The organism is Dyella koreensis, from assembly GCF_044904565.1.
Lineage (GTDB): Bacteria > Pseudomonadota > Gammaproteobacteria > Xanthomonadales > Rhodanobacteraceae > Dyella_D > Dyella_D koreensis.
This window is the reverse complement of sequence record NZ_JADIKD010000011.1, coordinates 97,593-118,627: the sequence shown is the minus strand read 5'-3', so window position 1 is coordinate 118,627 and position 21,035 is coordinate 97,593. Positions and strand designations below refer to the sequence as shown.

Sequence of the window (21,035 nt, the reverse complement as noted above, 5' to 3'; positions counted from 1 at the left end):
AGCCGATCAGACACGGGGCCTCGGCCCCGTGGAAGAAAAGCAAAAGCCGCCGGGATTTCCCGGCGGCTTTTTTTCTTGATCTAACCTTGGTGGCTGCACCGGTCTAGTGGTGAGCATGCCCAGGGTATTGCCAGTCGAGCGCATCACGCTCCCGAACTGAGCAACGTTGCTATACGTCGGGTGCCGAGGCTTTGCGAGAGATGGAGTAACGGTAGATGGGCTTCGCTTGACGTGGCTCAGACCGCTGATGCTTCCTGACTGGCAACGCCTTGAGGCACATTCTCGCGGGGGGCGGGATGATGTCCGACCATCCCATGCCCATCCCACTGCTCCACCGGAATCGGCTCGTAATCCGGCCCGAACGCCACCTCGCCGAGCTTCCACCCCGCAGGCCGGCGCACTGCACCCCAGAAGCGCTTGAAAGCCGCCCAGTGCAAGCCAATCAGACCGTGATCGTTGTCCGCGTCGACGGTGGGATCGCCCACGCCGGTCGGCCGCGGAGCCATGCCGTAAAGCGAGGTGCCGAACACTACATCCCACACTGACAGCACCTGCCCAAAGTTGCAGTTGTGCAGGCCGGGGCGCTCCGGGTCGACCAGCATGTGATGCAGGCGATGGAATTTGGGATCGACGAACACGCGGCTGAACACGGGGCCGAAGCCGATGCGCACATTCGCGTGCGAGAAGTTCTGCACCAGCTCGCCCAGCAGCACCAGCCAGGCGAACTGGTCGGGTTCTACGCCCATCACGATGCCGACTGTGGCCAGCACCATCGATTGCAGGAAGCCGTCGATCAGGCTGCCACGGTCGTTGGTCCAGCAGCTCATCTGGCGTGTGCTGTGGTGCATGCTGTGCAGCGCCCACCACCAGGGCAGGGCGTGCTGCAGGCGGTGCATCCAGTAGTACACGAAGTCGTAGATCACGTAGTAGCAAAAGAACAGCAGCCATGGGTGTTGCTTGAGCGCGGGCAACCAGTGCGTGATCGCCAGCGGCGACACACTGGCGTCGCTGGGGCCGGTGTCGGGGCCGCCGAAGTAGTTGGCGATCGGCGTGAGCACTAGGAAGCTGAAAACCGGGAAGATGCCCACCAGCATCATCAGCGTGTACTGGAAGTCGACGCGGGTGAGCTTGCGGTCAGACCATTTTTCCGCCGGTACCAGGCTTTCCAGCGGACGGAAGATGAGCCCGATGATGCATAGCTGCAGGGCGGCGATCAGCAGCGATTCGGCGATGTCTTTCGGGTTGCCGGCCAGCCCTTCGAGATGCAGGAACTGCAGAACGGGGAGCACGCCGTGGCTGGAGAACCAGCTGACCAAATGGGACCACAGTTCGGACATCTTCTACACCTTGCAAGGGGACTGGTGCGGCCTGCAGGCGAAAGTGTGGGGAACGACCGTCAGGCGCGCTCTACAGAACCGAGGAGTTTAGGATACCGCTCGCCATGGGCGCGGTCCAAGCCGGCAGGATTTTGCGCCGGTCTGTCTTTCGCTCAGCTGCCGCGCAGGTGTGCGTTAAGTTCGTCCAGGCGCTGCGGCGTACCTACATCGGTCCACGCGCCTTGGTGAAGATGGCCGCTGATGGCATTGCGCTGCATGCCGGCGGTCAAAAGCGGACGTAGCTTGAAGCGTGGCCTGGGTCCCATGTCGGTGGCGTCGATGACGACTTTGCGCCAATCCTCGAGCAGCTCCCGCCGGAACACACCGAGGCCGCTGAACGTCAGTCGCGGCTCGCCTTGTTCGTGAAGTACGCCTTCGCTGTCGAGATGGAAGTCGCCAGTCGGGTGATGTGCGGGGTTATCGACCATCATCAGGTGAGCGACGCCCGTCGGCTCGGCTGGTAGCGCGCTGAAATCGGCGTCAGTCCAGACGTCGCCGCTCACGGCGATGAAGGGTTCCGGCCCCAGCAGCGGCAGGGCATTGAGCATGCCGCCACCGGTTTCCAGCGGTGTCGGTCCCTCATAGGCATAACGGATGCGCAAGCCCCAGCGCGAACCATCCCCCAGCACTTCGGGAAATTGTTCAGCGAGATGGGATGTGTTGATCACCACGTAATGCACGCCGATGGCAGCCAGCTTTTCCAGATGCCACGCGATCAGGGGCTTGCCGCCCGCTTCCAGCAGCGGCTTGGGTGTGTGGTTGGTCAGTGGGCGCATGCGTTCGCCCAGCCCTGCGGCGAAGATCAGGGCGTGCCTCATGCCGCGGTCACCCGGGTCAGATCGCGGCCTCGCGCATGGCGTTCAAGCAGGGCGATGAAATCAGTCAGCTCGGGATAACTGCGCGCCACCGACACGACGTATTCGTAAATGCGCGGTACGTCGGCCAGATAGCCGGGTTTGCCGTCGCGATACCACAGCCGGTAGAACTGCCCCAGTACCCGGGTGTGGCGGTGCAGGCCAGTCAGGTCAAACCAGCGCAGGAAACGCGCTCGATCCACGTTAGCGCCGATCAGGCCGGCGTCGAGCAGGCGCAGCCGATAAGACTCGGCCCAGGCCTCTACTTTCTCGCGTGGCCAGGCGATATAGCCGTCGCGCAACAGCGAGGCGAGGTCATAGCTGATCGGCCCGGACAGCGCGCCCTGGAAATCGATCACGCCCGGGTTGTTGTCCGCCACGACCAGCAGATTGCGACTGTGGAAATCGCGGTGCACGAAACAGCGCGGCTGCTCCAGCGCGTTCTGGATGATCAGCTCGAAAGCCGCGGCCAGCACGGCTTGTTCATCGCGATCAGGTGCATGGCCCAGGTGACGTCCGAGGAACCATTCCGGCATCACCTCCAGGCCACGGCTGAGCACGCCGCGGTCGAACGGCGGCAACTCGCTGTGATCCATATGCAACTGCATGCGCAGCAGCGCATCCATCGCATCACCATAAAGCACGTCGACGTTGTCGATATGCAGCTCGGATAGGTACAACCGCGTACCCAGGTCCTCGATCAGCAGAAAACCCTGCGCCAGATCCGCAGCGCGCACAGCGGGCACATGCAGGCCGGCAGCTGCCAGACGTTCGCCGATGGCCAGCCACGGCTTTGGATCCTCCAGCGCTGGCGGCGAGTCCATCACGATCCAGCTGGTGCCGTTGTGTTGCGTGCGCCAGTAGCTGCGAAAGCTGGCATCGGCCGAAGCCGGTTCCAGGGTGAGGTCGGGGGCGGCGAGAACGGAGCGTGCCCAGGCGAGGCGGGCGTCGGCGCGGTCGGTGCTGTGAGTCATGGCTGGCGAAGGTTGATGATGCGGTCAGCTTAGCCGGAACCGGGGTGTGATGCGCTGCCGGGAGCTGACCGCCTCCTGTAATCTGCACCGCTTGTTACGGCGGGCGGGGGTTATGAGCGAATTCATGGAAAGCACGGCAACACGCATCGGCATCATTGGCCTGGGCTATGTCGGCCTGCCGCTCGCGGTGGAGTTCGGCAAGCATTTCGATACGATCGGCTTCGATATCAATGCGGCGCGCGTGGCCGAGCTGGAAGGCGGCAGTGACCACACGCTGGAGACCTCGGCCGAACAGCTGCGTGCCGCGACGCGGCTGCGTTATGCGCACCAGCTCGATGGCCTGCGCGATTGCAACGTCTACATCGTCACTGTGCCGACGCCGATCGACGAGGCGCAGCGGCCGGATCTCAAGCCGTTGCAGTCCGCCTGCCGCATGCTGGCAGACCTGCTCAAGCGCGGCGATGTGGTGGTGTTCGAATCCACTGTGTATCCAGGTACCACCGAAGAGGTTTGTGTGCCACTGCTGGAGCAGGGTTCCGGGCTGGTCTTCAATGCCGATTTCTTCTGTGGCTACAGTCCCGAGCGCATCAATCCCGGCGACCACGCGCGCCGCGTCACCGACATCACCAAACTCACCTCCGGCTCCACGCCGGAAGTAGCGGAGCGAGTGGATGCGCTGTACCGCACCACTATTCGTGCGGGCACCCACAAGACGTCATCGATCCGCGTGGCGGAGTCCGCGAAGGTGATCGAGAACGTGCAGCGCGACGTCAACATTGCGCTGGTCAACGAACTCGCGCTGATCTTCCACCGGCTCGGCATCGATACCGAGGAAGTGCTGGCTGCTGCTGGTACCAAGTGGAACTTCTTGCCGTTCCGCCCCGGTCTGGTGGGTGGTCATTGCATCAGCGTGGATCCGTACTACCTGACGCACAAGGCCGAAGTCACCGGCTACCACCCCGAGCTGATTCTCACGGCGCGCCGTATCAACAGCCGCATGGGTAGTTACGTGGCGGATCGCGTGATCCGCCTGATGAGCGAGCGGCGTTTGCATATCGTCGATGCACGCGTGCTGGTACTTGGTTTTGCGTTCAAGGAGAACTGTCCGGATCTGCGCAATACGCGAGTGGTCGACATCGTGCGCGAGCTGGAGTTGTCGCATGCGCAGGTGGATGTGTTTGATCCGTGGATCGATGCGCAGGAGGCGCGGGTGGAGTACCGGGTGGGTACGGTGGCGGAGCTTGCCGACGGGGCTTATGACGCCATTATTTTGGCCGTGGCGCATCGGGAGTTTCGGGAGTGGGGGGCGGAGCGGATTCGCGCGCTTGGTAAGCCGGGGGCGGTGATTTTTGATGTGAAGGCGGTGTTGCCGGTGGGGGCGGTGGATGGGCGGCTGTAGCCGTTCTTCCTCTCCTCATGGGGGCTGAAGGTTTGGCCCTTGCGATATCGTTTCTGCTTCGTCATTCCGGCGAAGGCCGGAATCCAGTAGTGGTGCGCTTCGATTGTCGCGTCTGCGTGCTCTGGCTCGCCTGCCGCGGGCTTCCGAACCGCTGCCGCGGTCCGGGTCACTTTCTCTTTGCTGGCCCAAAGAGAAAGTAACCAAAGAGAAATGGCCTGAAGAGCAGGCGGCGTGCTCTGTAGCTACGCCTTTTCCAGTGTCAGGCGTCGGGACATTTTTCCGGGCCTGATCGTCCAGCCCTTATCACCGCACGAACTCGCTTTCGCGCACATGGCTCCAATGTGGACACTCGATAAGCAAATGAAATTGTCTAACAGCGGGCTCGTCGCCTAGAGTGTTCCGCATGTTTCCCCATCGGCCCCTATTGACTCGCCTTCGCCGCCGCTTGTCTGGTGCGGCTTGGATGTTTGCGTTGCTAATGGTGTTGAAGCTGGCGGTGGGCACGGCTTGTCTTGCTGCTGATAGTGGGCAGGTTGATGCTGCGGATGGGGCACGGACGGTGCTTGTCGAGTCCGGGAAAGCGGTTGCTCAGGATGATGGGGCCGCATCGTGTTGGCATGACGGTGCGGGTGGCTGTCATTGCAATTGCACTCACGCGACGCCTTTGGCGAGCGACGCGTTGATGATTTGGCCGGCGCTGCAGCCGGCGCACGCTTTTGTCGCCATGCAATCGTGGGTGCGGTCGCCACCTGCGCAGAGTCCTTTGAGGCCTCCGATCGCCTGATCCATCCGTGAAGGTCGTGCGCGCTTTCTGCGTGCGCGTGGATGGAATTCAGGAGTTTCTGTCATGCGTTTTCTGTTGCGGGCACCTTGGGGTGTCCTGTGTGCGTTTGCGTGCGCCAGCTTTGGGGTTGGGCCTGTGTTGGCGCAATCTGCGGCTGCTGTTGTGGCACCCGTGGATCAATCCGCGCCGGAGGAGATCAGGCGCGCCATTCGCGAGCTGTGGACGCTGAGTCCCGAGGTGCGCGTGGCTCGCGCGGAGCTGGAGGCGGCAAGCGCGCGTGCGCGCGCCGCGGGGCAGCCGCTTTATAACCCCGAGCTGGCGTTGTCCGCGGAAAATGCGGATGTGGATCGGCGCACCGTGGGTCTGAGTCTTGCGCTCGATCTTTCGGGCAAGCGTGAGGCGCGCCGCGCGGTGGGTGAGGCGGGTGTGGTTGCCGCACGTGCCGGTTATGACCAGGCGCGTCGTGATATCGCGGTGCGCTGGCTGAAGGCCTGGTTCGCTGCGGGGTTGGCCGTGCGTGAGACCGAACTTGGCAGGCGGCGCGTCGAGTTGATGCAGCGCTTCGCGGAGCTGGCGGAACGCCGTTTGAAGGTCGGCGATATCAGCATCACCGAGCGCGATCTGGCGGCGCTTGCGTTGAGCGAGGCGCAGGCGCAGCAGGCGGCGTTGCTCGGTCGTGCCGCGGGTGTGCAGGCAGCGCTGGTTGCTCTGGGTGGTCCGACGGATACGCCTGGCTCGCTCGTGTTGCGCAGCTTGCCGGCGATAGTCAATGGACCACCCATGCCATCGGAACCACTACCTGAGATGCGCCAGGCGCAGGCGCGTGTCGAGAGTGCCGACGCGGGTATCCGCGTGGCTCAGCGACAGCGTGTGCCCGATCCGGTGATTGCGCTGACGGGCGGCCGCGTGCGTACCGGTCCCGGCGCGGGAATGAGCCAGAACGTAGTCGGCTTGAACCTGACCGTGCCATTGCCGGTGCGCAACAGCTATCGCGCGGAGGTCGACTCGGCTCGTGCCGAAGCAGACGCAGCCCTGGCTGGACTCGACGCGCAGCGGTTGGCTTCGCGGGCGCGACAGCGCGAAAGCGAACAGCGTTATGCCGCATTGCGCGACGCCAGCGTGGCTTTCAGCGGCAGCCGCGCGGCCGCTTTCGACGAGCGCGCCGCCTTGCTGGAGCGTCTGTGGCAGGCCGGCGAGATCGGCACCTCCGATTACCTCGTGCAACTCAAGCAGAGCCTCGATACCGCGCTCTCCGGCATCGCACTGGAGAACGAAACCTGGCAAGCCTGGATTGATCACCTCAGTGCGGCAGGCCGGCTGATCGCCTGGACCGGCGCCGACGACAAGGATTCTTCTCGATGAACAAGATGATTTTCAGCGCTACATCGCTGTGGCTGGTCCTCGCCACCCTATCCGGATCGGCCATGGCTGACACGTCGGACTCGGGTAGCGCGCTCACGCTCGACACCGCGGCGATCAAGGCGGAGGGCATTGTGACCGCGCCGGCAGCGGTGCGCCGCTTGCAGGGCGAGATCAAGGCGCCGGGCGAAGTGAAGGCGAACGGCTACGCTACCGTGCTGGTATCGCCACGCGTGCCCGCACAAGTGGTGAAGCGCCAGGCGCGGCTGGGCGATAGCGTGAAGGCCGGTGCGCCGTTAGTGACGCTCTCCAGTGTGGAGGTGGCTGAGGCGCAAGGTGCATTGATCGTTGGCGAGCGCGAATGGCAGCGCGTGAGTTCGCTGGGGGCGCAGGCTGTTTCCGAGCGGCGCTACACCGAAGTGAAAGTACAGCGCGATCAGGCGAGGGCGCGCTTGCGCGCCTATGGGTTGAGCGACGGTCAGATCACTGCCTTGCTGCGTGGCGGCTCGTCGCGCGCGGATGGAACCTTCGAGCTGTTGGCGCCTGCCGATGGCCGCATCACCACCGATGAATTCATGCTCGGCGAACGTATCGAGCCTGGCCGCACACTATTCACGCTGGTCGACGAAGACAGCGTGTGGATACAGGCGCAGCTGGCACCGGCGGAGGCTGGGCGGGTGCAGCGCGGCAGTACCGCGCGGATCGAGGCGCATGGCCAGACCATCAGCGGCAAGGTCGTGCAGTTGCCGCACCAAGCCAGCGAGCAGACGCGCACCGTGCCGGTGCGCATCGAAGCAAGCAACCGCGATGACCTGCTGCATAACGGCGAGTTTGTCGACACGTTCATTGCCGCGGGTGAAGGGCGCGATGCGCTTGCCGTACCGGATGAGGCGATCTTGCTGATGCAGAACCAGCCCACCGTGTTCGTTGCCGCAGGCCAGGGACGTTTCGAGCCGGTACCCGTGGCCCCCGGCGACAGCCAGGGCGGCTGGACAGTGATACGCGATGGACTGAAGCCAGGCGCGCCCGTGGTGGTCAAGGGAGCTTTCGCGTTGAAGGCGCGATTACTGAAGTCGCAGATCGGTGGGGATGGGCACTGACATGCTGACTCGACTCGTCGAACTCTCGTTGCGCTACAAATTGCTGGTCATCATCCTGTTCGTGGTGATCGGCTTCCTCGGCTGGCGCGCGATGCGCCAGGTACCCATCGATGCCTTTCCCGATGTCACGCCGGTACAGGTCAACGTCTACACGGAATCGGCCGGACTCGCCGCGGAAGATGTGGAGCAATTGCTGACCACGCCGGTGGAGTCGGCGCTGGCCGGCCTGCCCAAGGTGCAGGAAATACGTTCGGTCAGCCTGTTCGGTCTTTCCTATGTGTCAGTCTATTTCGACGACGATATGGACATCTATTTCGCGCGCCAGTTGGTGAACGAGCGCTTGCAACAGGTCGGCGACCGTCTGCCGGCCGGCTATGGCAAGCCGGAGATGGGGCCGAACACGTCCGGTCTTGGTCAGGTGTTCTGGTACACGGTGGAGCGGGCCGACAAGGCCATGCAGAACACCAGCGATATGGATCTGCGCACGCTGCAGGACTGGACGGTGCGCCTGATCCTGCGCACTGCGCCGGGTGTGGACGATGTGGTGTCCTGGGGCGGTGGCGAACGGCAGTATCAAGTGCGCATTGATCCGAGCCGCCTGATCGCACACGGCCTGGGTTTCCGCGAGGTGATGGCAGCGCTGGAGGCGAATAACGCACAGGTTGGCGGCAACTACGTCGACGTGGGGCGCGAGCAATACCTGGTGCGTGGACTGGGGCTGGTCCGCAATGCCGAGGACATCGGCAACATCGTGCTGAAGAGTACGGACGGTACGCCGGTCTACGTGCGCGATGTCGCGATGGTGACTCAGGCGCCCGCGCCGCGCTTTGGTGCGGTGACCCGTGATGGCAAGGAAGTGGTGATGGGGCAGGCGCTCGCGCGCATCGGCGAAAACGCGAAGAGCGTGGTCGATGCCGTCAACGCGCGTCTCGACACCGTGCGGCAGGCCCTGCCGGCCGGTGTCGAGGTCAAGCCGGTATACGAACGCACCGAGCTGGTAAACAAGGCGGTGGGTACGGCGGTGCGTGCGCTGGTGGAGGGCTCGCTGCTGGTGGCGCTGGTGCTGTTCCTTTTCCTGGGCGAGTTCCGCAGCGCGGTAGTGGTGATCGTGGCGTTGCCGCTGGCGATGCTGATGGCCTTCATCGGCATGGAGAAGGCCGGGCTTTCCGCCAATCTGATGTCGCTGGCCGGTCTGGCGATCGGCATCGGCATGATGGTGGACGGCGCGGTGGTGATGGTGGAGAACGCATTCCGCATCATGGCCGAGCAGCGCGCACAGGGCGGCGAAGTGGATCGCACCGCGGCCGTGTTGATGGCGGCGCGCGAGGTGGCCAATCCGATCACCTTCGCCATCGCCATCATCGTGGTGGTATTCCTGCCGCTCTTCAGTCTGCAAGGGCTCGAAGGCAAGATGTTCAAGCCGATGGCGTTCAACATCAGCTTCGCCATGGTGGGTTCGCTGCTGCTGGCGCTGACCCTGATTCCGGTGCTGGCAGCCTTGCTGCTGAAACCCAAGGAAGAGAAGGACACCTGGCTGGTCGCATGGCTCAAGCGGACTTATGTGCCGCTGCTGGGTTGGGCCCTGAACCATCGCCGCGGTGTACTGGCTGGCGCATGCGTCGCCTTGCTCGGCAGCCTCGCCTTGTTCCCGCTGCTTGGCAAGGAATTCATGCCCAACTTACGCGAGGGCGCCATCATGTGGCGCGTCACATCGATTCCCTCGGCGTCGCTGGATGAGTCCATCGCCATCTCGAACAAAATCGCGGCTCTGTTCAAGCGCGATTTCCCCGAGGTCGAAACCACGCTGTCGATGATAGGCCGTGCGGAGAAAGGCGAAACGGCCGATGTGAATTACATGGAGATCTATACGCCACTCAAAGCGAAGGAAACCTGGCGCAAAGGCGTGAGCCTGGAAAGCCTGGAGCGCGATATGCAGGAGGCGCTGGAAAAAGAGTTGCCCACCGCTGTGGTCGGCTTCACCCAGCCGATCCAGATGCGCATTGAGGAACTGGTCTCCGGTGTGCGTGCCACGCTGGCGCTCAAGCTTTACGGCGACGATCTGGGACAGTTGGACCGGCTCAGTGCGAAGGTCAAGGGCATTCTTGCCAACGTACCGGGTGTGGCCGATCTGGCGTTGGAAGCCAATCTTGGCAAGCCGCAGATCCGGATTGGTGTGGATCGCGAGGCCTTGGCTCGTTATGGCTTGAATGCGGAGGATGTGCTGACCGTGGTGAAGAACGGCATCGGTGGTGAAGCGTTGAGCAGCCTGATCGACGGCGTGCGCCGCTTCGATATCACCGCGCGGCTCGACGATGCGTCGAGAGCGTCCATCGCTTCGATCCGGCAGATCCCGCTGCGCTCCGCCAACGGCAGCATCGTGCCGCTTGAGAAGGTGGCCGAGGTCAGCACGGCGGAAGGCTATTCCTTTGTGCGTCGCGAGCAGTTGCAGCGTTATGCGGTGATCCAGATGGATGTGCGCGGACGCGATATCGACGGTTTCGTGAAGGAAGCCAATGCGGCTATCGCGCAGCAGGTGAAGCTGCCGGCGGGCTATTGGACGGAGTGGGGCGGTGCGTTCGAGAACCAGCAGCGCGCGCTGGGGCGGCTGGCGCTGATCGTGCCGGCGACGATCTTCTTTATCTTCATCCTGCTCTATACCGCGTTCAACTCGATGCGGTATGCCGCGCTTATCCTGGCCAATGTGCCGTTCGCGACGATAGGCGGACTGGTGGCGCTGGCGATCACGGGACAGTACTTGTCGGTGCCGTCGGCGATCGGGTTTATCGCGGTGTTTGGTGTGGCGATGCTCAATGGCATTGTGCTGGTGAGCTTCCTCAACGAACTGCGCGACAAGGGGCTGGATGTGCGCGAGGCGGTGGTGCGTGGGACGGCGTTGCGATTGCGGCCGGTATTGATGACGGCGAGCGTGGCGATTCTTGGCCTGGTGCCGATGTTGTTATCGAGCGGGGTGGGCGCGGAGACGCAGCGGCCGCTGGCGACGGTGGTGGTGGGCGGGTTGTTGACGTCTACGTTGCTGACGTTGGTGTTGTTGCCGGTGCTTTATGACTGGATCGAGGGGAGGGGTGGGAGCCGTATGCGGCTCGACGCTTCGGTGTAGTCCTTTGGTTCCCTCTCCCCCTAGGGGGCTGGGAGGAGTGAGTGCTCGGCTCACCGTGTCTACTTCGTCATCCCTGCGTAGGCAGGGATCCAGTAGTGAAGCGCTTCGATTTTAGAGATCTGTTGCCGGCTCGCTTGTGCATGCAAGAAAAAAAGGCCCGCAAGCATCGCTTGCGGGCCTTTTTTCTTGCCGCGTTTTAGTGCTTACGAGAGGTTGTAAGCCTTCTCTTCGTGCAGGGAGATATCCAGTCCGACCATTTCCTGTTCGTCATCGACGCGCAGGCCGATGGTCCAGTCGATCAGCTTGAGCAAGACAAAGCTCAGTACAGCGCTCCACGCGATGGTGAAGCCGACGCCTTTGGCCTGGATCCACAGTTGTCCCCATAGCGAGGTGACGGTGCCGAAGCCGCCGAGTGCGGGGGCGGCGAGTGGGCCGGTGAGGAGGCCGCCGATGATGCCGGCGATGGCGTGGACGCCGAAGACGTCGAGGGAGTCGTCGTAGCCGAGTTTGTGTTTGAGTTTGGTGGCGCTGAAGAAGCAGACCACGCCGGCGATGAAGCCGAGTACGAGTGAACCGCCCGGGCCGGCGGTGCCTGCCGCGGGTGTGACGGCGACGAGGCCGGCGACGGCGCCGGAGACGATGCCGAGGACGCTGGGGCGGCCATGGGTGATCCATTCGGCGACGAGCCAGCCGAGCGCGGCGGCGGCGGTAGCGATCTGGGTGACCAGCATGGCCATGCCGGCGCTGCCGTTGGCGGCGACGGCGGAGCCGGCGTTGAAGCCGAACCAGCCGAGCCACAACAGGCTGGCGCCGACGACGGTGTAGCCGAGGTTGTGCGGCGGCATCGGCGTATGCGGATAGCCGCGGCGTTTGCCGATCACCAGACATGCGATGAGGCCGGCGATACCGGCGTTGATATGCACGACGGTGCCGCCAGCGAAATCGAGCACGCCGAGATCGCCGAGCAGGGAGCCAGGGCCGCTCCACACCATGTGTGCGACGGGCAGGTAAACCACGGTGAGCCACAGGCCGCTGAACCACAGCATCGCGCTGAACTTCATGCGCTCGGCGTAGGCGCCGACGATCAGCGCTGGCGTGATGATCGCGAAAGTCATCTGGAACATCACGAATACTGCTTCCGGCACGGTCTGGTAGCGCGAGTCGGGCTTGAGTCCGGCGAGCAGTGCACGATCGAGTCCGCCGATGATGGAGTGCAGGTTGAATACGCCGGCCTGCATCCCCTCGCTGCTGAAGGCGAGCGAGTAACCGTAGACGATCCACAGCACAGTGACCATCGCAGTGATGGCGAAGCACTGCATCAGGACGGAAAGCAAGTTCTTCGCGCGCACCATGCCGCCGTAGAACAGTGCCAGGCCGGGGATGGTCATCAGCAGCACCAGCATGGTGGCCGTGAGCATCCACGCGGTGTCGCCGCTATCGATATGGGTTGGGGCCGGGGTGGATTGTGCCCAGGCTGGTGTGGCCATCAGCGCTCCGATGGCAAGTAGTGCCAGCAGGCTGCCGAGTCGGTGTCCGGTATTCCGCTTCTCAGAGCGCATCGGTGTCGGCCTCCATGGTGCGGATACGAATGGCCTGTTCCAGTTCGCTGACGAAGATCTTGCCGTCGCCGATCTTCCCCGTGCGCGCGGAGCCGCTGATGGCTTCGATGGCGTGTTCGAGCTGTTCGTCGGCGACGGCCACTTCCACTTTCAGCTTGGGCAGGAAATCCACTACGTATTCGGCGCCGCGATAGAGCTCGGTATGTCCGTGCTGGCGGCCGAAGCCTTTCACCTCAGTAACGGTCATGCCGGTGATGCCGGCCTCGGATAGTGCTTGTCGCACGTCATCCAGCGTGAAAGGTTTGATGATTGCGGTAATCCATTTCATCCGGCACTCCCCGAGCGGTTGATATGTCGCAACGCAGCACATTGCGTGCCAGCGAAAGCACCTGCGGCAGGTTTAATAAAATCAGTGAGTTGACTCGGATCTTGGATGCAAGAGGCGCCAATGTGGTGCCATGGCAGCAAGGATTGGGTGTTCTTGGTGCAATGCGGCGCATTGACCAAAGGCGGCTTAATCAGTACCATTTTGGTCCCGATTAAAGCCGGTCGATCCCGCTCCCACCCCATGCTCCGAGTCAGCCGCCTAACCGACTACGCCACGGTGGTGATGACCTGCATCGCCGCCCATCCGCACGACGTACTCAGCACGGCGCAGATCGCCGACGAGGCGCGCCTGGAGTTGCCGACGGTCAGCAAGCTGCTCAAGTCGCTGGGCCATGCCGGCCTGGTCGAGTCGTTCCGCGGCGTCAACGGCGGCTATCGCCTGGCGCGTCCTGCGGAAGCGATCTCGCTGGCGCAGATCGTCGAGGCGATGGAAGGACCGATCGGCATGACCGAATGCGGCCTTGTCGAAGGGCAGTGCGATCGCGAATCGCAATGCACCGTGCGCGGCAGCTGGCAGTTGGTGAGTCATGTGGTGGACAACGCGCTGCGCGCGGTGAGTCTGGCCGACATGCTCAAGCCGCCGTCGCGCCCACCGGTTGCGACCGTGGCACTCAGTGAATTGAAAGGCAGGACCCACGCATGACCGCCGAACGCAGCGATAACACTGCCACCACGCTACGCGACAACGCTGAAGTCGCGGAAGCGCTCGGCCGCCGTTACGAAGCCGGTTTCGTCACCGACATCGAAACCACCAGCCTGCCGCCGGGCCTGAGCGAGGACATCATTCGCCAGCTCTCCGCGATCAAGCAGGAGCCGGAGTGGATGACCGAGTGGCGCCTGAAGGCCTACCGCCACTGGCTGACCATGCCGACGCCGGACTGGGCCAAGCTCAAGCTCGCGCCGATCGACTACAACGCCATCAGCTACTACGCCGCGCCGAAGGAAGGCCCGAAGTCGCTGGATGAGGTCGACCCCAAGCTGCTGGAAACCTACGACAAGCTCGGTGTACCGCTGCATGAGCGCGCGAAGCTGGCCGGCGTGGCGGTGGACGCGGTGTTCGACTCGGTGTCCGTGGGCACCACCTTCCGCAAGGAGCTGGCCGAAGCCGGCGTGATCTTCTGCTCGATGAGCGAAGCGATCCGCGAGCACGGCGACCTGGTGCAGAAGTACCTGGGCAGCGTGGTGCCGACCGGCGACAACTTCTTCGCCGCGCTGAATTCGGCGGTGTTCTCCGACGGCTCGTTCGTGTTCGTGCCCAAGGGCGTGCGCTGCCCGATGGAGCTGTCCACATATTTCCGCATCAACGCGATGAACACCGGACAGTTCGAGCGCACCTTGATCGTGTGCGAGGACGATGCCTACGTCTCCTACCTCGAAGGCTGTACCGCGCCGATGCGCGACGAGAACCAGCTGCATGCCGCCGTGGTGGAACTGGTCACGCTGGAGCGTGCGCAGATCAAGTACTCCACGGTGCAGAACTGGTATCCCGGCGACGAGAACGGCGTCGGCGGCATCTACAACTTCGTGACCAAGCGCGGCGACTGCCGCGGCAACGATTCCAAGATTTCCTGGACGCAGGTGGAGACCGGTTCGGCCATCACCTGGAAGTACCCGAGTTGCGTGTTGCGCGGCGATCGTTCGGTGGGCGAGTTCTACTCGGTGGCATTGACCCACCATCGCCAGCAGGCCGACACCGGCACCAAGATGATCCACATCGGCAAGGGCACCAAGTCCAAGATCGTCTCCAAGGGCATCAGCGCCGGCCGCAGCTCCAATGCGTATCGCGGCCTGGTGAAGGTGGAGAAGGGGGCCGAGGGTGCGCGCAACTACACGCAGTGCGACTCGCTGCTGATCGGCAAGCGCTGCGGCGCGCATACCTTTCCGTATATGGAAGTGAAGAATCCGAGCGCCATCGTCGAGCACGAGGCGACCACCTCCAAGATTTCCGACGACCAGCTGTTCTATTGCCGCAGCCGCGGCATCAGCGAAGAAGACGCCGTGTCGATGATCGTCGACGGCTTCTGCAAGCAGGTGTTCCGCGAGCTGCCGATGGAGTTCGCGGTGGAAGCGAAGAAACTTCTCGAAGTCTCTCTGGAAGGAGTCGTGGGATGAAGCGCATCGCGTTGTTTGCTCTGATGTTCGCCGTGCCGTTCGCCGCCTTTGCCGCTGGTCCGCAGGCCGCCTGCGACCAAGCCGGTTCGCAAGCCGCATTGAATGCCTGTTCGGCCGGCGATTTCACCAAGGCGGACCAGGAGCTCAACCGGGTCTGGAAAGCCATCCAGACCAAGTACAAGGATCAACCGGTGTTTCTGGAGAAGCTCAAGGCTTCCCAAAAGCTGTGGCTGCAGTTCCGTGATGCGGAAGTGGACGCCCTCTATCCGGTAGGCAAGAACGAAAATGCCGGCGCGCAGTACGGCTCGTCCTATCCCATGTGCGTGGGGCAGGCCAAGGCGCGTCTTACCCAGCAGCGCACCGAGCAATTGAAAGCCTGGCTCGACGGCGCGCAGGAAGGCGATGTCTGCGCCGGCTCCATCAAGCATTCCGCGGAACTGAAGTGACCATGCTCAAGATCGAAAACCTGCACGCCCGCGTCGAGGGCAAGGACATCCTCAAGGGCCTTTCGCTCATCGTGAACGCGGGTGAAGTGCACGCCATCATGGGGCCGAATGGCGCCGGCAAGTCGACGCTGGGCAACGTACTGTCCGGCCGCGATGGTTATGAAGTCACCGAAGGCTCGGTGATCTTCGAAGGGCGCGATCTGCTGGCGCTGGAGCCGGAAGAGCGTGCCGCCGCCGGCGTGTTCCTCGCCTTGCAGTACCCGGTGGAAATCCCCGGTGTGAACAACACCTACTTCCTGCGTGCCGCGCTTAACGCACAGCGCAAGCAGCGCGGCGAGAAGGAACTGGATTCCATGCAGTTCCTCAAGCTGGTGCGCGAGAAGCTGAAGATCATGCAGATCTCCGACGAGCTGCTGCATCGTGCCGTGAACGAAGGTTTCTCGGGCGGCGAGAAGAAGCGCAACGAGATCTTCCAGATGGCCGTGCTGGAACCGAAGCTGGCGATTCTGGACGAGACCGATTCCGGCCTCGACATCGACGCGCTGAAGCAGGTGGCGCAGGGTGTCAACGCGCTGCGTTCGCCGGAGCGCGCATTCCTGATGATTACCCATTACCAGCGCCTGCTCGACTACATCGAGCCGGATTTCGTGCACGTGCTGGCCGATGGTCGCATTGTCGAAAGCGGTGACAAGACGCTGGCGCTGAAGCTCGAAGAGCACGGTTATGCCTGGGTTGGCGAGCGCAGCCCGGTGGCTGGAGCGCAGGCATGAGTCAGCCGGTGCGCACGCCGTTCGTCGAGTCGCTGCTCGCATCGGCGGCGCTGGAGCGGCTACCGGGCAGCGATATCGCGTGGCTGAATGCGGCACGGCGCGAGAATCTCGCGGCGTTTGAAGCCGAAGGTCTGCCCGATACACGGGTAGAGGCCTGGAAGTACACCGCGCTGCGCGCCTTGGGCCAGCGCAGCTTTGCGCATGGCGACGAGCAGGCCGCCACGCGTGCGGTGGATCTCGCTGCATTCTTGCTGCCCGGCATCGATGGGCCGCGACTGGTCTTCGTCAATGGCGTGTTTCGTGCCGATCTCTCATCGCTGTCTGACCTGCCGGCCGGCCTGACGCTGTTGCCGCTGTCGCAGGCGTTGCGCAGCGACGCCGAATCGCTGCGCTTCGCACTGACGCGTCACTACCGCGAAGCCGGCGACGCGTTCGCGCGCCTCAATGCCGCGCTTGCCGGTGATGGCGTGGTCCTGCGGGTCGCCGCGGGCATGAAGATCGCGCAGCCGTTGCACTTGCTGTTCATTGGCGCAACCGCCGAAGCGGATTACGGCTGGCATCTGCGTCACGTGATCGAGCTCGGCGAAGGTGCCGAGCTGAGCATGGTCGAACACCACGCCTCCGTCGGCGAACAGGGACACATGGCCACCCTAGTGGGCGACATCGTGTTGCGCGACGGTGCGAGCTTAAAGCACACCTTGCTGCAGGACGCCGCCGAAGGCGGCAGCCTGATCCGGCGCAGCAGCCTGCATCTCGGCGCGAAAGCGCAGGTCATGCTGCATGTGCTGGAACTGGGCGGCGCACTGGTGCGCCACGATCTGCACGCCGAGCTGGTGGGTGACGGGGCGCGCTTCGATTCGCGCGGTGTGTTTGCGCTGCACGGTCGCCAGCACGTGGATACGCAACTGGCCATTCGTCATCAGGCTTTGAATACGGCCTCGGAATCCGTCTGGCGCGGCGTGGCCAACCAGCGTTCGCGCGGTGTATTCCGCGGCGCCATCGTGGTGGCCGAGGGCGCCGATGGCAGCGATGCCTCGCTGAGCAGCAAGAACCTGTTGTTGTCTGGCCAGGCCGAGATCGACACCAAGCCGGAGCTGGAAATCTACGCCGACGAAGTGAAGGCGGCGCATGGCGCTACCGTCGGTCAGCTGGATGAGCGCGCACTGTTCTATCTGCGTTCGCGCGGTATTCCGCAGGCGGAGGCTCGCGCCCTGCTGACGGCGGCGTTCTGTCGCGCCGTGCTGGAGTCGATGCCGAACGATGCATTGCGGGAACACGTGTCCGGCCTGCTGCTGGCGCACCTGCCGAACGAATAAGCCCGACACCTGGGCGTCCGGGATTCATGGAATACAGCGATGAATGCACAAGCACAGCTACCGACCGTTTTCGATGTGCAGCGCGTCCGCGCGGATTTCCCGCTGCTTGCGCGTACCGTGCATGACAAGCCGCTGATCTATTTCGACAACGCCAATACCAGCCAGAAGCCGCTGAGCGTGATCGAGGCGGTGGACGATCACTACCGCCTGCACAATGCCAATGTGTCGCGCGCTGTGCATCAGCTTGGCGAGGAAGCCACGGCCGCCTACGAAGGCGCGCGCGACAAGCTGGCTCGTTTCATCAACGCCACCTCGCGCAACGAGCTGGTCCTGACCTCGGGTACGACGCAAGCCGCTAATCTGGTGGCTTACAGCTACGCCTTGCCGAAGCTGCAGCCGGGCGACGCTATCGTCACCACGGTGATGGAGCATCACGCCAATATCGTGCCCTGGCAGATCATCGCCCAGCGCAGTGGCGCCACGGTGAAGGCGGCGCCGATCGATCAGCGCGGCGAGTTGATCGTGGAGGAATTCGTCAAGCTGCTGACGCCGGAAGTGAAGCTCGCCTGCGTCACCCATGTCTCCAATGTGCTGGGCACGGTGAATCCAGTTCGCGAGCTGGCGCGCGAATGCCGCAAGCGTGGCATTCCGTTGCTGGTCGATGGTTCGCAGGCGGTGCCGCATCGCCCGGTGGACGTACAGGCGCTGGGCTGCGATTTCTACATGCTGACCGGCCACAAGATGCTGGCGCCCACAGGCACCGGCGCGCTGTGGGCGCGCAAGGAACTGCTGCAGGCCATGCCACCGTTTTTCGGTGGCGGCGAGATGATCCGCGAGGTGAGTTTCGACGGCACTACCTTCGCCGAGCCGCCGCATCGCTTCGAGGCGGGCACGCCGAACATCGCCGGTTTTGCCGGCCTGTCGGCAGCGATCGACTACTACGACTCCATCGGCTTCGAGGCGATTCACGCCTGGGAGCAACAGTTGCTGGCCTATGCCACCGATCGCCTGCGCGAAGTCCCGGGTCTGCGCCTGTTCGGCGAAGCGAAGGAGAAGGAGCCGGTCATCTCGTTCCTGATCGAAGGTGCACAGGCCACCGATCTGGCGACCCTGCTCGATCTGCAGGGTGTGGCGGTGCGTTCCGGCCATCACTGCGCGCATCCGCTGATGAAGTTCTACGGCGTGCCCGCCACGCTGCGGGCTTCGCTGGCGTTCTACAACACGCGCGAAGAGGTGGATGCCTTCGTGACGGCGTTGCTCAAGGTGCGTACGTTGCTGATGTGACCGGTTGGGGGCTTTGTAACGGCCGTCACCACCATCCGCTCCGAAAAGAAAAAAGCCATGGGCTCGCACCCATGGCTTTTTTCATGCGTCATGGACAGCCCGCGCTTACCAGATCTTCACTTGTTTATCGCCTGAGCGGACCATCTTCGCGTCCGCCTTGCACTGGAATGCCTGTGCAAAGGCCTGCATGTTCGACGGGGCACCAATGGCGCGGAACTGCGCCGGCGCGTGCGGATCGGTATTGAGCAGGGTCAGCTGCGCTTCGGGGCGGATATTGCCGCGCCACACGCGGGCCCAGTTGAGGAAGAAGCGCTGGTCCGGGGTGTAGCCGTCGATCTTCTTGTTCGCCTCGGCAGGGTTCTTCGCCAGTGCCATCTGCAGCGCATCGTAAGCGGCGTTGAGGCCGCCGAGATCGCCGATGTTCTCGCCCATGGTCAGCTTGCCGTTGACGAATTTGCCCGGCAGCGCTTCATAGCCGTTGAACTGTTCGGCCAGCTTGTCGGTGCGTGCCTCAAATGCCTTGCGGTCGCCGTCGGTCCACCAGTTGACGTTGTTGCCCTGGGCATCGAACTTGCTGCCCTGGTCGTCATAGCCGTGGCCCATCTCATGGCCGATCACCGCGCCGATGCCGCCGTAGTTGAGCGCGTCGTCCGCCTTGGCATCGAAGAACGGCGACTGCAGGATGGCCGCCGGGAACACGATCTCGTTCTTCTGCGCGTTGTAGTAGGCATTCACGGTCTGCGGCGTCATGCCCCATTCGGTACGGTCCACCGGCTTGCCGATCTTGGCGATGCGGTAGTCATAGTTGAACTTGGCGGCCGACATCACGTTGCCGTAATAGTCGCCTTGCTTCACCTGCAGGCCGCTCCAGTCGCGCCATTTGTCGGGGTAGCCGATCTTGGGCGTGAAGCTGGCCCACTTTTCCAGCGCCTTCTGCTTGGTCGCGTCGCTCATCCATTCGAGCTTTTCGATGCGCGACTTGTAGGCCACGCGCAGATTGTCGACCAGCGCCTGGGCACGCTGCTTGGAATCGGGCGAGAACGTCTTGGCGACATAAAGCTCACCCAGCGCCATGCCCATGCCTTCGTTGACGGTATCCAACGTGCGCTTCCAGCGCGCCTTCATTTCCTTCTGGCCATTGAGCGTCTTGGCGTTGAACTCGAAGTCTTCCTGCTGGAATGCCTTGGAGAGATACGGTGTGGCGCCGTCGATGGCATGGAAGCGCAGATAGGCCTGCCAGTCGGCGACGGGGACGTCGGCCAGCATCTTGTCGAACTCGGTGAAGAACTTGGGATGCGACAGTGAGAAGCCGTCCCTCACATCCGCGCCCTGCGCCTTGAAGAAGGCGGCCCATTCAAAGTGCGGCGTTACCTTGTCGGCATCGGCGATGCTCACGTAGTGATAGCGGTTCTCCGGCTGGCGCAGTTCGGTCGGCACTAGCGAGGCAGCGGCCAGGCGCGTCTCGAAAGCCATTACTGCCTTTGCCTGCGACTGCGCGTCGGCTGCGCTCACGCCGGTGAGTTCGAGCGTGCGCGCGATATGCGCCACATACGCGTCGCGGATTTTCGCGAAGTCAGGTTTGCTGTAGTAGTCGGCGGTGGGCAGGCCCAGGCCACCCTGGCTGGCGTAGGCAATCTGCTTGTTGGAGTCCTTGAAGTCGGCATTGCCGAAAAAGCCGAACACCACGCCATCACCCTTGGCATAGCTGTCGGTGATGTAGGCCACGATGTCTTTGTTGCTCTTCAGCGCATCGATGCGTGCGAGCTGCGGCTTGAGCGGATCGAAGCCGGCCTTCTCGATGGCCGCTTCATCCATGCCGGAGGCATAGAGGTAGCCGATCTTCTGTTCGATGGAACCCGGCTTGGCCTTGGCGGCGCTGCTGGCGGCGGTTTCGACGATGCCGCGCTGCACGTTGAGGCTGTCTTCGCGCAGGGCGTCGAAGGAGCCCCAGCGTGTGCGGTCGGCCGGAATCGGATGGGCGGCCACCCACTTCGCATTGACGAAGCCGTTGAAATCGGCGCAGGCGTCGATGTTCTTGTCCAGCTCCTTCACGTCGAAGTTGCCGGAAGGGCCGGCGATAGCGCCGGTGCACAAGGCCAGGCCAACGGCCCATGCCATGGATTTGGCTACGGGTTTGGCCAACGGTTTGACGATGCGGTTTTTCATGAGTTCTCCCTGGGTGCGGTCTACGGGCGGC

The 21,035-nt window shown here is 63.3% G+C and carries 16 protein-coding genes; 10 read left to right on the top strand and 6 right to left on the bottom strand.

The genetic code is table 11. From position 1 onward, the window contains the following. Positions 1-236 precede the first annotated feature (236 nt). From ISS97_RS12555 to ISS97_RS12545, 3 genes are all read right to left on the bottom strand, one after another. A complete protein-coding gene (locus ISS97_RS12555) occupies positions 237-1,337 on the bottom strand; it encodes a sterol desaturase family protein (RefSeq protein WP_379983850.1) in 1,101 nt (366 codons plus the stop codon). 152 nt (positions 1,338-1,489) lie between these two features. Continuing rightward, a complete protein-coding gene (gene murU, locus ISS97_RS12550) occupies positions 1,490-2,194 on the bottom strand; it encodes an N-acetylmuramate alpha-1-phosphate uridylyltransferase MurU (RefSeq protein WP_379983849.1) in 705 nt (234 codons plus the stop codon). Continuing rightward, positions 2,191-3,204 carry an aminoglycoside phosphotransferase family protein gene (locus tag ISS97_RS12545; RefSeq protein ID WP_379983848.1) on the bottom strand — a complete coding sequence of 338 codons (1,014 nt, stop codon included), beginning with the start codon at positions 3,202-3,204 and terminating at the stop codon, positions 2,191-2,193. Before ISS97_RS12545 ends, murU begins: the two co-directional genes overlap by 4 nt. 112 nt (positions 3,205-3,316) lie before the next feature. Here ISS97_RS12545 and ISS97_RS12540 point away from each other — a divergent pair, with 112 nt between their 5' ends. The 4 genes from ISS97_RS12540 to ISS97_RS12525 all read left to right on the top strand — a co-directional run bounded on the left by ISS97_RS12540 (position 3,317) and on the right by ISS97_RS12525 (position 10,964). Then, positions 3,317-4,603 (top strand): nucleotide sugar dehydrogenase, encoded by a 1,287-nt coding sequence (locus ISS97_RS12540; RefSeq protein WP_379983847.1) that lies wholly within the window; start codon positions 3,317-3,319, stop codon positions 4,601-4,603. A 919-nt stretch (positions 4,604-5,522) separates the two neighbouring features. Then, positions 5,523-6,749, top strand: a complete 1,227-nt coding sequence (locus ISS97_RS12535) for a TolC family protein (protein WP_379983846.1) — start codon at positions 5,523-5,525, stop codon at positions 6,747-6,749. After that, positions 6,746-7,846, top strand: coding sequence for an efflux RND transporter periplasmic adaptor subunit (locus tag ISS97_RS12530; RefSeq protein WP_379983845.1), 1,101 nt, complete (start codon positions 6,746-6,748; stop codon positions 7,844-7,846). Before ISS97_RS12535 ends, ISS97_RS12530 begins: the two co-directional genes overlap by 4 nt. A 1-nt stretch (position 7,847) precedes the next feature. After that, the gene (locus ISS97_RS12525) at positions 7,848-10,964 is read left to right on the top strand and encodes an efflux RND transporter permease subunit (RefSeq protein WP_379983844.1); all 3,117 of its coding nucleotides are present in this window, start codon (positions 7,848-7,850) and stop codon (positions 10,962-10,964) included. Positions 10,965-11,167: 203 nt separating this feature from the next. Here the strand turns inward: ISS97_RS12525 and ISS97_RS12520 are convergent, their stop codons facing one another. After that, complete coding sequence (locus ISS97_RS12520) at positions 11,168-12,523, bottom strand: ammonium transporter (protein ID WP_379983843.1); 1,356 nt, start codon at positions 12,521-12,523, stop codon at positions 11,168-11,170. Continuing rightward, positions 12,513-12,851: a P-II family nitrogen regulator gene (locus ISS97_RS12515; protein WP_379983842.1), complete on the bottom strand. Its 339-nt coding sequence runs from the start codon at positions 12,849-12,851 to the stop codon at positions 12,513-12,515. The genes ISS97_RS12520 and ISS97_RS12515 overlap by 11 nt, the downstream gene beginning before the upstream one ends. A gap of 240 nt (positions 12,852-13,091) precedes the next feature. On the opposite strand from ISS97_RS12515, the gene ISS97_RS12510 reads away from it, so the two are divergent. Genes ISS97_RS12510 through ISS97_RS12485 form a run of 6 tightly spaced genes read left to right on the top strand, consistent with a single transcriptional unit; the run spans position 13,092 to position 18,838 of the window. After that, positions 13,092-13,553, top strand: a complete 462-nt coding sequence (locus ISS97_RS12510) for an SUF system Fe-S cluster assembly regulator (protein ID WP_379983841.1) — start codon at positions 13,092-13,094, stop codon at positions 13,551-13,553. Next, positions 13,550-15,022, top strand: coding sequence for a Fe-S cluster assembly protein SufB (sufB, locus tag ISS97_RS12505; RefSeq protein WP_379983840.1), 1,473 nt, complete (start codon positions 13,550-13,552; stop codon positions 15,020-15,022). The genes ISS97_RS12510 and sufB overlap by 4 nt, the downstream gene beginning before the upstream one ends. Further along, positions 15,019-15,468, top strand: coding sequence for a lysozyme inhibitor LprI family protein (locus ISS97_RS12500; protein WP_379983839.1), 450 nt, complete (start codon positions 15,019-15,021; stop codon positions 15,466-15,468). The genes sufB and ISS97_RS12500 overlap by 4 nt, the downstream gene beginning before the upstream one ends. A gap of 2 nt (positions 15,469-15,470) precedes the next feature. Then, complete coding sequence (sufC, locus tag ISS97_RS12495; RefSeq protein ID WP_379983838.1) at positions 15,471-16,238, top strand: Fe-S cluster assembly ATPase SufC; 768 nt, start codon at positions 15,471-15,473, stop codon at positions 16,236-16,238. Continuing rightward, the gene (sufD, locus tag ISS97_RS12490) at positions 16,235-17,554 is read left to right on the top strand and encodes a Fe-S cluster assembly protein SufD (protein ID WP_379983837.1); all 1,320 of its coding nucleotides are present in this window, start codon (positions 16,235-16,237) and stop codon (positions 17,552-17,554) included. Before sufC ends, sufD begins: the two co-directional genes overlap by 4 nt. A gap of 39 nt (positions 17,555-17,593) precedes the next feature. After that, on the top strand, positions 17,594-18,838 hold the full coding sequence (locus tag ISS97_RS12485) for an aminotransferase class V-fold PLP-dependent enzyme (RefSeq protein ID WP_379983836.1): 1,245 nt from the start codon (positions 17,594-17,596) through the stop codon (positions 18,836-18,838). Between the two features lie 105 nt (positions 18,839-18,943). Here ISS97_RS12485 and ISS97_RS12480 read toward each other — a convergent pair whose 3' ends face one another. Next, positions 18,944-21,004, bottom strand: a complete 2,061-nt coding sequence (locus ISS97_RS12480) for a M13 family metallopeptidase (protein ID WP_379983835.1) — start codon at positions 21,002-21,004, stop codon at positions 18,944-18,946. Between the last annotated feature and the right edge of the window lie 31 nt (positions 21,005-21,035).

Bases quoted from the DNA above. Each gene is read 5' to 3' on its own strand.
- ISS97_RS12485 (WP_379983836.1), top strand. From the start codon at position 17,594: ATGAATGCACAAGCACAGCTACCGACCGTTTTCGATGTGCAGCGCGTC.
- sufB (WP_379983840.1), top strand. From the start codon at position 13,550: ATGACCGCCGAACGCAGCGATAACACTGCCACCACGCTACGCGACAAC.
- ISS97_RS12525 (WP_379983844.1), top strand. From the start codon at position 7,848: ATGCTGACTCGACTCGTCGAACTCTCGTTGCGCTACAAATTGCTGGTC.
- ISS97_RS12530 (WP_379983845.1), top strand. From the start codon at position 6,746: ATGAACAAGATGATTTTCAGCGCTACATCGCTGTGGCTGGTCCTCGCC.
- ISS97_RS12500 (WP_379983839.1), top strand. From the start codon at position 15,019: ATGAAGCGCATCGCGTTGTTTGCTCTGATGTTCGCCGTGCCGTTCGCC.
- ISS97_RS12515 (WP_379983842.1), bottom strand. From the start codon at position 12,851: ATGAAATGGATTACCGCAATCATCAAACCTTTCACGCTGGATGACGTG.
- ISS97_RS12540 (WP_379983847.1), top strand. From the start codon at position 3,317: ATGAGCGAATTCATGGAAAGCACGGCAACACGCATCGGCATCATTGGC.
- ISS97_RS12480 (WP_379983835.1), bottom strand. From the start codon at position 21,004: ATGAAAAACCGCATCGTCAAACCGTTGGCCAAACCCGTAGCCAAATCC.
- ISS97_RS12520 (WP_379983843.1), bottom strand. From the start codon at position 12,523: ATGCGCTCTGAGAAGCGGAATACCGGACACCGACTCGGCAGCCTGCTG.
- ISS97_RS12555 (WP_379983850.1), bottom strand. From the start codon at position 1,337: ATGTCCGAACTGTGGTCCCATTTGGTCAGCTGGTTCTCCAGCCACGGC.
- sufC (WP_379983838.1), top strand. From the start codon at position 15,471: ATGCTCAAGATCGAAAACCTGCACGCCCGCGTCGAGGGCAAGGACATC.
- murU (WP_379983849.1), bottom strand. From the start codon at position 2,194: ATGAGGCACGCCCTGATCTTCGCCGCAGGGCTGGGCGAACGCATGCGC.
- ISS97_RS12545 (WP_379983848.1), bottom strand. From the start codon at position 3,204: ATGACTCACAGCACCGACCGCGCCGACGCCCGCCTCGCCTGGGCACGC.
- sufD (WP_379983837.1), top strand. From the start codon at position 16,235: ATGAGTCAGCCGGTGCGCACGCCGTTCGTCGAGTCGCTGCTCGCATCG.
- ISS97_RS12510 (WP_379983841.1), top strand. From the start codon at position 13,092: ATGCTCCGAGTCAGCCGCCTAACCGACTACGCCACGGTGGTGATGACC.